Source organism: Pseudomonas sp. R84 (genome assembly GCF_009834515.1).
Lineage (GTDB): Bacteria > Pseudomonadota > Gammaproteobacteria > Pseudomonadales > Pseudomonadaceae > Aquipseudomonas.
Map to the genome: position 1 here is coordinate 4,222,653 of NZ_CP019426.1, position 13,881 is coordinate 4,236,533.

Annotated in this window: 16 protein-coding genes; 5 read left to right on the forward strand and 11 right to left on the reverse strand. The window is 60.5% G+C overall.

The window, feature by feature from the left end; genetic code table 11:
- Positions 1-38 precede the first annotated feature (38 nt).
- Positions 39-698, reverse strand: coding sequence for a S24 family peptidase (locus PspR84_RS18585; protein ID WP_160058659.1), 660 nt, complete (start codon positions 696-698; stop codon positions 39-41).
- A 130-nt stretch (positions 699-828) separates the two neighbouring features.
- Between PspR84_RS18585 and PspR84_RS18590 the strand changes: the two genes are divergently transcribed.
- A complete protein-coding gene (locus tag PspR84_RS18590; protein WP_160058660.1) occupies positions 829-1,167 on the forward strand; it encodes a DUF3077 domain-containing protein in 339 nt (112 codons plus the stop codon).
- Positions 1,168-1,341: 174 nt separating this feature from the next.
- Here the strand turns inward: PspR84_RS18590 and PspR84_RS18595 are convergent, their stop codons facing one another.
- The gene (locus PspR84_RS18595) at positions 1,342-1,560 is read right to left on the reverse strand and encodes a hypothetical protein (protein WP_160058661.1); all 219 of its coding nucleotides are present in this window, start codon (positions 1,558-1,560) and stop codon (positions 1,342-1,344) included.
- 96 nt (positions 1,561-1,656) lie between these two features.
- Here PspR84_RS18595 and PspR84_RS18600 point away from each other — a divergent pair, with 96 nt between their 5' ends.
- Both PspR84_RS18600 and PspR84_RS18605 read left to right on the forward strand, forming a co-directional pair.
- Positions 1,657-2,808: a M14-type cytosolic carboxypeptidase gene (locus PspR84_RS18600; protein WP_160058662.1), complete on the forward strand. Its 1,152-nt coding sequence runs from the start codon at positions 1,657-1,659 to the stop codon at positions 2,806-2,808.
- A gap of 148 nt (positions 2,809-2,956) precedes the next feature.
- Positions 2,957-4,150: an MFS transporter gene (locus PspR84_RS18605; RefSeq protein ID WP_160058663.1), complete on the forward strand. Its 1,194-nt coding sequence runs from the start codon at positions 2,957-2,959 to the stop codon at positions 4,148-4,150.
- On the opposite strand, the gene PspR84_RS18610 is transcribed toward PspR84_RS18605, so the two are convergent.
- Complete coding sequence (locus PspR84_RS18610; RefSeq protein ID WP_160058664.1) at positions 4,147-4,692, reverse strand: cytochrome b; 546 nt, start codon at positions 4,690-4,692, stop codon at positions 4,147-4,149. The genes PspR84_RS18605 and PspR84_RS18610 overlap by 4 nt on opposite strands.
- Complete coding sequence (locus PspR84_RS18615) at positions 4,689-5,795, reverse strand: catalase family peroxidase (RefSeq protein ID WP_160058665.1); 1,107 nt, start codon at positions 5,793-5,795, stop codon at positions 4,689-4,691. Before PspR84_RS18615 ends, PspR84_RS18610 begins: the two co-directional genes overlap by 4 nt.
- Positions 5,796-5,952: 157 nt before the next feature.
- Between PspR84_RS18615 and PspR84_RS18620 the strand changes: the two genes are divergently transcribed.
- Positions 5,953-6,459 (forward strand): sigma-70 family RNA polymerase sigma factor, encoded by a 507-nt coding sequence (locus tag PspR84_RS18620; protein WP_038362727.1) that lies wholly within the window; start codon positions 5,953-5,955, stop codon positions 6,457-6,459.
- Positions 6,456-7,211: an anti-sigma factor gene (locus PspR84_RS18625; protein ID WP_160058666.1), complete on the forward strand. Its 756-nt coding sequence runs from the start codon at positions 6,456-6,458 to the stop codon at positions 7,209-7,211. Before PspR84_RS18620 ends, PspR84_RS18625 begins: the two co-directional genes overlap by 4 nt.
- Positions 7,212-7,334: 123 nt before the next feature.
- On the opposite strand, the gene PspR84_RS18630 is transcribed toward PspR84_RS18625, so the two are convergent.
- The 7 genes from PspR84_RS18630 to PspR84_RS18660 all read right to left on the reverse strand — a co-directional run bounded on the left by PspR84_RS18630 (position 7,335) and on the right by PspR84_RS18660 (position 13,778).
- Positions 7,335-8,306 carry a spore coat U domain-containing protein gene (locus tag PspR84_RS18630; protein ID WP_160058667.1) on the reverse strand — a complete coding sequence of 324 codons (972 nt, stop codon included), beginning with the start codon at positions 8,304-8,306 and terminating at the stop codon, positions 7,335-7,337.
- The gene (locus tag PspR84_RS18635) at positions 8,303-10,660 is read right to left on the reverse strand and encodes a fimbria/pilus outer membrane usher protein (protein ID WP_160058668.1); all 2,358 of its coding nucleotides are present in this window, start codon (positions 10,658-10,660) and stop codon (positions 8,303-8,305) included. The genes PspR84_RS18630 and PspR84_RS18635 overlap by 4 nt, the downstream gene beginning before the upstream one ends.
- A 79-nt stretch (positions 10,661-10,739) precedes the next feature.
- Positions 10,740-11,528 carry a molecular chaperone gene (locus PspR84_RS18640; protein ID WP_160058669.1) on the reverse strand — a complete coding sequence of 263 codons (789 nt, stop codon included), beginning with the start codon at positions 11,526-11,528 and terminating at the stop codon, positions 10,740-10,742.
- Between the two features lie 33 nt (positions 11,529-11,561).
- Positions 11,562-12,062, reverse strand: a complete 501-nt coding sequence (locus PspR84_RS18645) for a spore coat U domain-containing protein (protein ID WP_160058670.1) — start codon at positions 12,060-12,062, stop codon at positions 11,562-11,564.
- Positions 12,063-12,066: 4 nt separating this feature from the next.
- Entirely contained in the window at positions 12,067-12,603 is a 537-nt protein-coding gene (locus PspR84_RS18650) for a spore coat protein U domain-containing protein (protein ID WP_160058671.1), read from the reverse strand.
- Between the two features lie 20 nt (positions 12,604-12,623).
- Positions 12,624-13,157 (reverse strand): spore coat U domain-containing protein, encoded by a 534-nt coding sequence (locus tag PspR84_RS18655; protein WP_160058672.1) that lies wholly within the window; start codon positions 13,155-13,157, stop codon positions 12,624-12,626.
- Between the two features lie 99 nt (positions 13,158-13,256).
- A complete protein-coding gene (locus tag PspR84_RS18660) occupies positions 13,257-13,778 on the reverse strand; it encodes a spore coat U domain-containing protein (protein ID WP_160058673.1) in 522 nt (173 codons plus the stop codon).
- Between the last annotated feature and the right edge of the window lie 103 nt (positions 13,779-13,881).

The following is a 13,881-nucleotide window of genomic DNA, read 5'->3' on the forward strand; positions in this document are numbered from 1 at the left end:
CGGGAGATCGATCCTACGCCAGGCGAGGATCGATCTGACTAGTAACGCGCCGTTGCCTGAACCACAACACCGATGATTCGACACTCATCGGTCAGTAGGGCTTTCGGCCAGGTCGGATTGAGCGGCACCAGGTAACGCTGGCCGCCCTCTTCGTCGAGTTTGCGAAAAATCGCCTCAGCGCTGTCGGGCCACTGGGCGATCACCAGTTTGCCGGGCACCGCTTCGGCCGCCGGGTCGACCAGAATCAGCATGCCTTCGGCGATGCTCTGGCCACTGGGAGCGGTCATCGAATCGCCCGTCACCGTCAGCCAGAACGCCGGGCCTCGCGCGTGGTAATCCGTCAGTTCGAAACGCTGCTTGCCTGATGCCTTCGTGTAGGACGCCGGATCGCTTTCGCGAACCTCGCAGGTCGTTTGCCAATCGCTGACCGGGTAACGGAAGTACGGGTTGTACTTCTGCGCCAGCGGCATGTCGTCGTCAGGTGTTATTTGCGGTTCCCGGATCACCAACACCACTTCAAGGAAATCCATGCCCAGCGCCTGCAGCACGCGGTTCATTTCAGTGATGCCGGGTTCGCGACGCTTGTTCAGCCAATGGCCGATCCCGCCCTGGGACATGCCGACGCGCTCTCCGAGCTCTGTTTGAGTGATTTTGAGCTCACTCATCTTGGCCTTGACCAACTCAATCCATTTATCCATGTGCAGCACCTTACGTCGACGCCTTCGGCCAGCAAAACACATATTGTAGTATTTAAATTCTGGTCACAACTACACAGAGTACTATTCTGAAAGCACGGATTTTCAATCGCCCAAGGAGTGCTTCTTCATCATGAATATCAGCAGCAAAGACTTGCCCGACCTGCAAATGGACACCAACTTCACCTCTCCCCAGGGCAATGCGGCAGCGCAGCGAGCTCTGGACTATTACTTGAAACCAGCTGTGTCAGAACCGGAGGTCGACGAGCGTTTTTTCGATGTCAGGCGCCATCTCAGTGGCGAAGAAGCTCTGGTGCACGCCTCGGACCTGCTGCGCTGTGCGGCAGCCACTGCGTTCAAGGCAGCCGAAAACCTGCAAGGCGCGAGTCGCGATCTGGCATTTTCAGTGGTGCACATGGTGGATATGGCGCGGGCGATGGTTGACCATTCGCTCGATGGCAATGAAGCCTGAGAGGAACGCGAGCGCGGGCGGGCGGGCGGGCGGGAAAGAATTTCCCCATCGCGCAGATAAAAACATTTGACTTGCAAATGATAATGATTATTATTGCATGCAGCTGGTCGCGAGATCAGTCGATGGACCAGAGACCTTAGGTCGGTCTTCTGGACTATCTCCTCATCAGGCTAATCACGGTTTTTGACCCGGCTTTTTGCCGGGTCTTTTTTTGCCCGTTTTTCGGGCTTGTGTCTTCAGGCTAATGAAGTCTTTAAGTGCTGCAAATTCGATGGCGCGGATAATATCAAAAGAATATCGCTTGGCAAGCCGGGCCCCGCCACATTGGGGCAAACTAATGACAATTAGCACTTGAGAATCAATCGCACAGTCTCTAAGCTGCTTGCGCGTCATGGAGGACGCCCCCCGCCACACCCCGCAATTCCCCTCGGTTTCAGCCCTGCCTGCGTGTAAAGTAACGGCCATAAAAATCATATTCAGGAATCGATTATGACCGTGGCCAAATCTTCGTTCGACATCAGCGCCAACTTCGACAGCGGCAACATCCAAGTCATCGACATCAGCAACCCGCTCAATCCGGTCCTGGCCATTCGCCCGGACACACGCAGCGCCCATTTTCAGTGGTTCCACTTCAAGGCCAGCGGTCTGCATGTTCATCAGGAGCACTGGTTTCGCCTGGTCAACGCGAGTCAATCTTCCTATAACAAAGCCTGGACTGGCTATCAGGCGGTCGCCTCCTACGACCACGTCAACTGGTTCCGCATTCCAACCAGCTTTGAAGGTGACAGCCTGCGCTTTTGCCTCGAAGCCGAGCAAACCCACGCCTGGTTCGCCTACTTCGAACCCTATAGCCGTGGCCGTCACGACTGGCTGATCGACCAGGCCCTGAGCAAGGCCGGCACCGAATTGCTGGCGACCGGCAAGAGTATCGAAGGTCGCGATATTCAGTTGCTGCGTAAAGGCAGCGGCGCCGAAGGCCAGCGCAAAGTCTGGATCATTGCTCAACAGCATCCGGGCGAACACATGGCCGAATGGTTTATGGAAGGCGTGATCGAACGCTTGGAAAGACACGACGATCCTGTGCTGAACAAACTGCTGGCAAGCGCTGATTTGTACCTGGTGCCGAACATGAATCCCGACGGTGCGTTCCATGGACACTTGCGCACCAACGCGATGGGCCAGGACTTGAATCGCGCCTGGCAGAACGCCAGTCAGGACATCAGCCCCGAGGTACTTTTCGTACAACAGCAGATGGAAAAGTATGGCGTCGATCTGTTCCTCGACGTACATGGTGACGAAGAAATCCCTCACGTGTTCACCGCCGGTTGCGAAGGCAATCCGGGTTACACGCCGCGTATCGAAAAGCTCGAAGAGCATTTCCGCAGCCACTTGAAACACACCACCAAAGACTTCCAGACCAAGCACGGCTACACCCGCGACGAACCGGGCCAGGCCAACATGACCCTGGCGTGCAACAGCGTCGGGCAGAAATACGACTGCCTGTCGTTGACTCTGGAGATGCCGTTCAAGGATCACGACGACCATCCCGACAAAGTAACCGGGTGGTCGGGCAAGCGCTCAAAACAGTTGGGCAAAGATGTGCTGACGACCATCGCTGACATGGTCGATACCCTGCGCTGATAACCTCCTCCCTCCCTGAAAAGATCGCAGCTTGTCTGCGATCTTTTGCTTTCTGCCATTCGTACTTTCGCGCAAACAGGTTGCAAAATAAAACCTGAATCAATACCGTGATCGAGGTTTTATTTTGAAACCTAAAAGGATGCGGGATATGAAACCTCTCAAAAGCAGCGCCGTTTTGCTTTTCTCTGTGGCCTGCGGTCTGGCCGTAGGCAATGTGTATTACGCACAGCCATTGCTGGACGCCATGGCCGAGGCGTTTGCGATGTCGCCGGCGACCATCGGCATCGTCATAACCCTGACGCAAATCGGCTACGGCATCGGCCTGGTGTTACTGGTGCCCCTCGGCGATCTGCTCAATCGACGCCGATTGATCGTCACTCAAACCCTGCTGTCGGCAGCGTCCTTGTTGATGATCGCGCTGGCGCCCAGCAGTGTCTGGCTGTTGCTCGGCATGACGTTGACGGGGCTGCTCGCCGTAGTGACGCAGGTGTTGGTGGCTTACGCCGCCACACTGGCGATCCCTACACAACGCGGGCGCGTGGTCGGTGTGGTCACCAGCGGTATCGTCGTCGGCATCTTGCTGGCACGCACGGTCGCCGGCGGCATGGCCGATCTGGCCGGATGGCGAGCGATCTACTTTCTATCAGCCGGGCTGACCCTGGTGATGGCGTTGCTGCTGTTTCGAGTTCTACCCAAGCATGAATCGCCACAACCGGCGACTGGCTACATTGCACTGATCGCCTCGGTTTTCAGTTTGTTCAAAGAAGAACCAGTGCTGCGCCATCGCGCAATCCTTGCCCTGCTGACCTTCGCCAGCGCGATGGTGCTGTGGACGCCGATGGTGTTGCCGCTGGCCGCGCCGCCACTGTCCTTGTCGCACAGTGAAATCGGACTGTTCGGGCTGGCCGGTGCCGCCGGTGCGCTGGCCGCCGCACGGGCCGGGCATCTGGCGGATCGCGGTCTCGGGCAATGGGTCAGCGGTCTTTCGCTGTTGCTGATGCTCGCCTCGTGGCTGCCGATCGCCCTCACTCAATCCTCGCTGTGGGCCTTGCTGCTCGGCGTGATAACCCTCGATCTGGGTTTGCAAGCCGTGCACGTCACCAGCCAGAGCATGATCTACAGCGTGCGTCCCGAAGCGCAAAGCCGTCTCACCGCCGGTTACATGCTGTTCTACTCGATCGGCAGCGCACTCGGCTCCATCGGCTCGACCGCGATTTACGCGTGGGCCGGCTGGATCGGCGTGTGTCTGCTCGGCGCCAGCATCAACGCAGTGGCGCTGGCGTACTGGTGGCTGACCCTGAAAAGCGGCGCACCGGCTCGATGCGCCACGCAAACGGGTTAGCCGCGATCGCGACCGCGCAACATGCTGTCGAGCACCTCGTCGCGGCGAATCCAGCCATGAAACAGCGCCGCCGCCAGATGCAACAGCACCGTCAGGAACAACAGATAGGCCAGATACCCGTGAGCCTTGCGCAGAAACGCGAATAGCTGCGCGTCGGCCGGAACGATCGATGGCAACTGCAACGATGTGCTGAGCATCACCGGTTCACCCGAAGCGCTGATCATCGCCCAGCCCAGCAACGGCAACACCAGCATCAACGCATACAACAGCAGATGCGAAGCCTTGGCCGCCAGCACCTGCCAGCCCGGGAGATCCGCTGGCAACGGTGGCTGGCGCGTGGTCAGCCGCACGAGCAAACGCACAATCACCAGCGCCAGTATCGCGATGCCCAGCGGTTTGTGTAGATGGATCAGCCATTCATGCCGCTCGGAAACCGAGGTGACCATGCCGGCACCGATAAACAGCATGGCAATGATCATCAGTGCCATCAGCCAATGCAGCAGCCGCGCCAACAGGGCGAAATGCGTCGGTTGGGTTCTCATGGACGAGCCTCCTGTTTGGCAGCGGGCAACTGGCTGACTTCGCTGGTGCGACGCAGATAGGAATCGGCGTAACCGGCGGAACGGGCCGCGAGTAACGGGTCGTCGGAGCCTTGAATCCCGGCCGGCAACACCAACGGGTCGTAGTTGATATCACGGCATTCGCCGCTCAGTTGCGGCTGGGTTTTCTCCAGCACCAGCGTGCCGGCGTTCAACACTCTGCGCCCGGCTGGCCAGGTCTTGCTGGCGTCGTTCACCGGATCCTCAGGGTTGGCCAGGGTGATATTCAACTGAAAACGCAGCGGCGCGGACGCCAATCGTTGCACCAGATCCTTCTCGAGAAAATCGCCGCCCTCAGGTGCACTGGCGCCCGCAGCGTCCCTTGCCAACGGCGTCATGCTCCAGCGTACGGCCTGTTTTTTACCGCTGGCGTCGACCAGATAAAACGCATTGACGCTGTTGTAAGTTTCAGTGGCATAACTGGCCGAGGGTTTGGCGGTTTTCACCCAGGTCAGAAACGGCACGGCTTCCGGGTGCGAGGCAAAGAATGCCGGGACCTTGCTCGGATCAGGTTTACCAGTGGCCGGATCCGGCGACTGCGCCTGCTGCAATTGATAAAACGCCTCAGGCGTACCGACCGGGAACACCGGCATGCTGTTCATCCCGGTGCGCCACTGCTGCCCATTGGCCTGGGTGAAACGCAGCGCCAGACTGCGAATCGGCACGCTGCTGTCCGGCGCATAGGGATTGCCCGCGGGCAGCGCAAAGCGCCCGACCACCGGAGTTTGCGGCTCGTTGAACACCTGCGCAGTGGAAAACACCCGCGCCTCACCACTGCTCTCGAAATGCCCGATCACGCACACGCCTTTGGCGTGGTTGCGGCGAAACCCGGGATGCACGCCGTTGTTCTTCTCCAGCACATCGACCAGCGCTTTTGGCGTCAGCCGTTGTGGGTCAAAGCTACCGTGAACGTAGGCAAACGCCCCGGCCACAGCAGCGACTACCACGGCAATGCCGCCCAGACGCAGAATCAGGCTCGCCGCACTCAGTGGCGGGCGCTGCGGCCCGCCGGGCGTTGCCGAATCGGGTGATGAACGATCAACCATGAAAAACTCCAGGGCCATCGGCCACAAGTAGGAAGAATCAGCAAGACGCGCCTCGTCCGGGTTTATTCCACACGACGGTATTTATTTTTCCGAACGTGGAATAACCTCCAACGGCGGGCGTCTCCCTAGTCCACAGCGTAGTGACTAGCAGAATTTCATGAGCGAATTCGACGAACAGTTGAGAGAAATCATTCCCAGATTGCGCCGCTTTGCCGTGTCACTGACACGCAACAGCAGCAGCGCCGACGATCTGGTGCAGGCCAGCCTTGAGCGGGCGCTGTCGAGTTGGGGTGATAAACGCGCCGACGGCGACTTGCGCGCCTGGCTGTTTGCGATCCTCTATCGACAGTTTCTCGACGCCCATCGCCGCTCGCGACGCTATGCGCGCATGCTCGAGTTTTTCACCGGTCGCGACGATGCCGAACCTTCGGTGGAGCGTACCGTCATCGCCCAGTCGACCCTGCAAGCCTTCGACCGTCTGCCCAGCGAACAGCGCGCCCTGCTGCTGATGGTTTCGGTGGAAGGCCTTTCCTATAAAGAGGTCGCCGAGATTCTCGGCGCCCCGATCGGCACCGTGATGTCGCGCCTGTCCCGTGCCCGTCAGGCCTTGCGCCAACTCAGCGACGGCGAAATCAGCAGCCCTTCTTTGCGGATACTCAAATGATCAGCCTGCCTCCCAACGAGCGTGACCTGCACGCCTATGTCGACCACCAGCTCAGCGACGCCGACCGGCGTGTGCTGGAGACCTGGTTGGCCAGTCACCCGGATGAAGCGGCGCAGGTTCGCGCCTGGCAACAGGATGCCCAGCAATTGCGCGCGGCACTAAGCGGCGCGTTGCAGCAACCGGCCAATCCAGCGCTTGATCCGGCGATGATCCGCCAGCGCCGCCAGCGTCAGTCACGTCGTCATCTGGCCAGCGCCGCGGTGTTGCTGATCGCGGTCAGCGTCGGCGGCTTCAGTGGCTGGCAGGTGCGGGAAATGACCCTCGTGCGCTCGACAATGCTGCCGATGACCGACGCCTTGCAGGCTTATCGCTTGATTGCTCAGCAAGGCATGCTGCCAGCGGATTACAAAGTCGACAGCGACGGCGACATGCAACGCTGGCTCGACCGCTATTTCACCCGGGCCAGTCGCTTGCCTGATCTGAAGGCGGCCGGGTATGAACCGGTCAGCGGCCGTCTGCTCAGCACTGACGAAGGTCCGGCGGCGATGGTCATGTATGAAGATGGCAGCGGGCATAAGGTGAGCTTTTACGTACGCCCGCCGGGACCGAAGAACACCTTTTTGCCCCGTGGAAGTCGCAGTGATGGCGACTTGCAGGCCGAATACTGGTCGGGCGGCGGGTACAACTACGCCATGGTCAGCCCGGTCGATACGCCGGCGGCGCAACAGCTCAAGCAATCGCTGCAATTCTGAAAACACCGCTGTTCTATGTAGGAGCTGCGGCACGCTGCGATCTTTTGATCTTGTTCTTAAGGGCAAGATCAAAAGATCGCAGCCTCGTTTCACTCGATAGCTCCTACAAAGGATAGTGTCAGCTCAGAAACCCACGTCGAGCACCACATTGTCCAGATAAGTGCCCGCCGGCGGCGTGGTCTGGTCGGTGTAGATTTTCGCGTTGTAGTTGAAAATCTGGCTGCCCGTGCCCAACCCGTTACCCGGATTGACCTCGGCATCGGTACTCGCCCGCCGTGCCGTGCCGACACTGCCCCAGCGCGTGGTACCGGCGCTTTTGAAAATATCGTAGGCCAGATAATTGCTCCCGGAAATCATCCGTCGCCGCCCGCCGACACTCACCGCGTTCTGCCCGTCGCTCAATCCCACGGTGTAAGCGCTGCCCTTGGTGCAGGCCAGATTGATCGTCTGTCCGGTCACCGGCGTAAAAGCGCTGACCACCGGCGCGCTGCCGAAGGCAATGTTCGGCGCGGTAATCGTGCAGTCGTTGGACACCGTCAGATTCACCGTCAGCGAGGTCGTGCCGTTGGCAATATCGCGCCCGAGGCAGATGGCACCGATGCCGATCCCCGAACAGTAATTCCAGCTCCAGAAAATGCTCAGGGTCTCGGTATACACCCCGGCGGCGACGTTGCTGCCAATGGTTGTACCGAGATAGAGCGGCACGGTTTTCGGCGTCGTACCGTTGAGCAGGCCCAGAGCATCGATGATGCCGTTGCGCGCAAAGTCATAGGCCGTGCCGCGCGTCAGCGGGTAACTGGTGCTGTTATTGGCGTAGATCGTGTAATTGATGACATCGCCGGTCGGCCCGACCAAACCACTCTGGGTCGATGAAACGGTGCCCCAGAAGTGGTCGTTGCTGGTCAGCAGGGACAGCAACGAACCGGTGCAACTCAAACCGGCATTCAGTGTGGAACTGGGTTGCGAAGTCGTGCGCACGGCGATCGAACTGAGCATACCGAACGCCGCCGGCGTGGTGCTGACTACCGAACACGCAGCCTGCACCGCCGCCGGCAACATCAGCGCCAGCAACAGAAGCAAGCGCGCGCGGATCATTGACACACCAGCGGGCCAATCAACGGCACCTGATCCTGATTCAGATCGACACTGAACTGCGCCTGACAGGTTTTGCCGTCGGCCAGCGTCACTTGCAGCGAGTTCTGCGCCTGCAGGTTTTCCAGATAGACCAGCCCGTCCCAGCCAACCACCGTCCGCGCGCCACTTTGCTCGTGCAGCACGCCCGCGCCCAGTGGCAACTCGCGCTGCTGCGCATCGACCAGAACGATGCTCGCGGCAATCACCCGACTCAGCGGAAACTCCAGCAGATAACCGCTGCCTCGGCGCACGGCAATGCGTTGTTCGACGTTGGGGCTGCGCACGTTGGCCGGCAGATTAAGGGGATCGATTTCATACTTGCCGCGGTAATAAGCGCTGCTCCACGGCACCAGCAAATGCCCGTTCTTGTCGGTCTGGCCGACCTGCTGGTTTTCGTAGCGCACCGGAATGTCGGCAAAGCCATCGGTGCTGACTACCACAAAGGCGTCGTCGATGCGGTTGGCAGCAAACACCTGACGGTCCATCCACACCAGTGAACCACTGGCATCGGCCCAACGGGTTTCGGCGTCGGAAGTGCCGTAGACACCGGCCTGCAACTGGACGGATTGCAGACGCCAGGTGACGTCGGCCTGACGATAATCAGCGCCGTCACCCTTGGCGTAACCCAGATTGAAACCCACGCCGCCCTCGGTCGGCACCGCGCGGCTGTAGTTGACTCGCTGCTGGCTCTGCCCGGTTTTACCGCGATCACTGCTGATCGCCAGGCTGCCGCGCAAATCGAACGGAATCACCAGTTGCGCCTGCACCGCCCAGTTGCTGTCGCCGATCTCACGGTTGGCCGACAAGTAGAAACTGCTGTTGCGCCACAACGGTTTGCTCCAGCTGAGGTTGAGCAGCCGCGTGCGCGAATCGTCCGCCGCGCGCACATCGAAATAACCCGCGCCGAGACTGCCCCATCGTTCGAGGTTAAGGCTCAGGGTCGCTTGCTCGCTGCGCCGGCTAAGACTGATGTACGGGCTGTCGACCACGCTCAGATCGGCGTATTGATCATGACGTTGCAGCCGCTGATAGGAAAAGCTGAAACGCTGGTTGCTGTACTGATAGCCCAGGCTTAATTGCTGACCGCCCTCGCCGTCGAAACGGCTTTGACTCACAGCGCTGTTGAGTACACCGAAGTTACCGAGCTGCCAATTGCCGCCGAGGCCGCCCAGTGTCAGCGAATCGGCCGCTTCGGCATGGCTTTCCAGGGTGAAACTGTCGCTGAAGCCATAGCGCAGGCTGCCGGAGGTGACTCCCGGGCCGTAGTTGAAATCCTTCAAACCATAGTCGCGGCGCAGCGTACCGGCGGCCACGGAAAAATCGCTCAAGCCTTTTTGCAGCAAAGTGCTGGTGACATAGAACGGCACCGTGGTCGAGACCTGCCGACCGAGCGCATCAGTGGTCACTACGACGGCTTCGCCCGCACCGTTGATGAACGGAATATTGGTCAGCGTGTACGGTCCGGGCTGTAAATCTGCGCTGCTGGACTTGTAGCCATTGATAAACAGATCCACCGAGGACGGCACCGCCGCTTCACCGGCAAATTGCGGTAATGGATAGGTCACCAGATCCGGGCGTACGGCAAAGTCCCGAGAAAACTGCACGCCGCCCAGACGCACCGAACTGCTCCACGGCAAAGCACCGCTGATGACGTCACCGGCCTCGTAGGTGAGCATTCGCTCGTCGTCGGAGTAACGCCAGGTGGTGTCGTATCGCAAGTAGCCGTTGTCCAGCGTGTTGAGTGAATCACTGGACAAGGTTTGCCGGTATTGCCCGGTGTTGGACAGCGTGCCCCAACTGTCGAACAGCCGCACTTCGTTCCACGCCGCCAGATAAGTGCCGGCATCGTCGGTGTCATTGAGGTACAGGTCATAGTTGAACAGCGCGCCGAAACTGCTCAGCGCCGGGGTGCGCGGGTAAGCCTGACGATTGCCGATGAATTGTTCCGGCAGCCAGTCCGGCGGCACGTCCAGCAGCAAGCGTTGACCAACACTGTCGTAGTCACTGTGCAGCCCCGCCAGACTGTCGAGATCGACCTCGGCGCCGAGGCTGTCAGGCAGTTTCATGCCGGTTTCGCGCAACGCCGTCGCTGGCAAAAACAAGCGCCCGTCGCGCTGCTGCACCGCCACTACGCGCCCGGTATTCATCTGGTTGACCACCAGTTCCAGAAACAACTGTGCATCACTCACGGCCTCCATGCCGCTGGGTGGCGGCGGCAGATCACCGGCCCCGGATGGTTGAATGAACATCAGGCAACACGCGCCGGTGATGAGCCACAACGGACGCTGAATACGGCGAACCCGTCCTGGGTTCATACGCGTTTTACGTCCGTCAATGGACTGAATCCTCCTGATACCGCTTGCGTCGACGCCAGATGCCCGCGCTACGACTCACTCACTTGGCGGGCGTGATGCTCTGCACCTGTGCCGCGCCATTTACTCGTACCTGCAACGCCGAATCACCGGCCAACGGCCCCGGTGCCGGCCAGCGCATCACCGCGCCGGGCAGCACATAACCCAACAACCCTTCGGCCAATGGCTTGCTCTGCCCGGCCTGCTTGATCGCCACGTCGGTCAACCGCGCATGCACCGCGCCCTGATTGCGCACTTCGACATAAGGCTTGCCATCCACTGCCACCGTGCGCCAGCTCAACTGCGGCAGGCCAACGCCCTTGGGATCACGCGCACGGCTGCTGTCCTCTTTGCTCCATAACCCGGCGCCATAGGCAAACAGCGGCACCGAATAACGCATCTGGAAGCGGATCGCTGCGGCGGTTTTGCCGCCGTCAGCGGTCGCGGGTTGTGCGGAAGGAATTTCGTCGATGATGATCCGGTAGGCCAGTTCCTGGCCCGGCGGTACGTCCTTGGTGCGGGTCAGACGCACCAGTTGTTTCTGTCCCGGTTCGATTTTCGCCACCGGTGGGCTGCCGATCACGTCGCGCTGGTTCTGGTATTGCTCGGCGAAACCACTCTGGCTCCAGCCGAACACGCGGATCTGCAGATTGGCGGTTTCGCTGCCGCGGTTTTCCAGCCACAGCGCACTGGCCTGTTGATCAGCCTCCAGCACCGGATCGATCGGCCAGATCAGCACCGAACTCGCCGCGTGTGCCTGGCTTGCCCCAAGCATGACCATCGTCCACATCACACAGCGCACGAAAGAATGCCGTGACCTAACTGCCCCCATAAAACTGCTCCTTGTCGGCCATTCAACTTCGCCTTACCACGACAGTTGCACCTGCAACACGTCGCTGTACGTCCCCCCAGGCTGATTGCCCGGCAATTGCACCTGACCGTAAATCGGCAGGCTGATGTTGTTCGCATCGCTGTAAGCCACCGCCACACTCTGGCCAATGCCCAGGCTCTGGCTGTAAGCCGCATCACGAAACAGTGCATACGCTACCCGCGCGCTGCCGCTGTTGACCTGCATGTGCCGGCCGCTGCTGTTGTACTGGCCACCATCGACGCTCATACTCAGCGTTACGCCCGGCGTGCATTGCAATTGCACTCCACCGGTCAGCGCGACCTGCACGGTACCGGTGGCCAGCGCCGAACGTGAACCGAAGTTCAGCCCGCCATAATTCGACACCCCGCCCACCACCAGACACCCGGCAGTGACCGTGGCGCTGACCTGAAAGCTCTGGCTCGTCGCTGCGGTCAGCGGCAGCGGCGCACTGCCGGCACAGAGCAGGAGCAGCGCGGCACAGCCATGGCGGCGCATGGCATCAGAACGTCAGTTCAACAGCGACGGTGTCGGTGTAAGTCCCCGCCGGCAAACCGGCCTTGCCCACCGCCTGACCGTAGAGGTTCACCGTCTGCGCGACACCGGTGCTGGCGGCGAGATTGATCGTCCCGTCGATCGCCAGCAGTTGCGAGTGCCCGGCATCGGTGTACAAGTCGTACGGCACGTAATTGGCGACACCGTCGTACAACGCTCGCGTGCCGCCCGGCGACATGCCGTCATGGGAACCGGCGCGCACCTTGACCGTCGGCGTGGTGCCACTGGAACAGAGAATCGACAGTGCCCCGCCGCCACCGCCCAGCACTTGCCCGGTGGCCGTGGTGAACAGGCTGTTGGCGGTGCCGAAGTTCAACGCACCGAAGTTCAGCCCGGTGGAACCGCCAGCGCCGTTGACCTGACAACTGCTGATCAGAATCAGGCTGGAGGTGATCTGGCCAGTGACCGTGGTGGCGGCGTTGGCACTGGAAACCAGCGCCAGGCCAAGCAACGACAAACCTATCCTTGATGCAAACGTATGCATGGTGTCCGTCCTCTACGGGTTTACCAGTCGAGCGTCACCGTCAGGGTGTCGGTATAGACCCCTGCCGACACCGCGCGGGTATTCGCCACCACCGAGCCGAATACCGGAATGGGTATCTGCGCAGCGCTGGTGACAGCGAAATTGTGTTGCTGGCCGATGCTGTAGCTCCGAGCGCCGGAGGGATCGACAAACAGCTGATAGGGAATGGTCTGGCGGCCGTTGCTCAGGCGCCGGGTGTTGCCGTCACCGTGGGCGCCGCCGTCAATGGTGACGGTGAAGCCGGTGACCGAAGGGTTGCAGGCGACATTGAGTTTGCCGCTGCTGTCGCCATCCAGACTGGCCTTGATCGGCGCGTTCCAGGTGGGTCCCTGAAGGCCAAAATCGAGGGTGCCGAGGGCGCTGACCGGGCTGTCGGGGGTGCTGGTGTTGGTGACTTCGCAGCCTGCAATCAGGATCAGCCGCGCGTTGATCTGCCCACTGACCGCCGCTTGCGCCTCGTCTGCGAGCAATGCCAGCGTACCTGCCGCCACTACCATCCAGTGTTTGCCTGTCATTGCGCCCGTCCCTGCTCCTTCGCGTTGACTTGATCTCCGCGCTCATCATCGAACGCCTTCCTTGCACACCCGTGTCCATCGGCTGCCTTGAAACCACGATCACCAGGTGACCGTCACCTTGACCAGATCCGAATATCGGCTGACTCGCGGCACCTCAGCCAATCGCTCGATGCGCGCGTACAGCGGTAATTCCACCGTGCCGCTGTCCGGCACCCGCCCGCTGACCGGCACATCCACCACCAGCGGCACCCGGCGCGCCGCGTCCTGATACAAGCGATACGGAATCGGTTTGCTGCCGACCGAACCGGTCATGTAGCGGACTTCACCGACACCGCCATGCAAACCGCCATCAACACGCATCTGGTACGGCGTGTCGGGGTTGCACTCCAGCCGTGGCAGGCGCTGATTGGTCAACGCGGCAGCCAACGGCCCGGCGGGATCATCGAGGCGTGCGGTGCTGCCAAAGTCGAGCACACCCAGTTGCTCAATGCCGGCGCCACGCTGCTGGCCGATCAACTGGCAGCCGCGTTGCACATCGACGCGCACTTCGACTTGAAGATCTGCCGCATGAACAGGTGCAAAGAGTGCTCCCAGCAGGCCCATGACCACATGTACATTCACTGCGCCGTTCCTTGTCAGTGATCACTTGCGACGTCGTTTCTGTGATTGAGGTTAGCAACGGTCGACGATTCCGCCAGTCGATTGGATCCAGGGATCGCCCGGG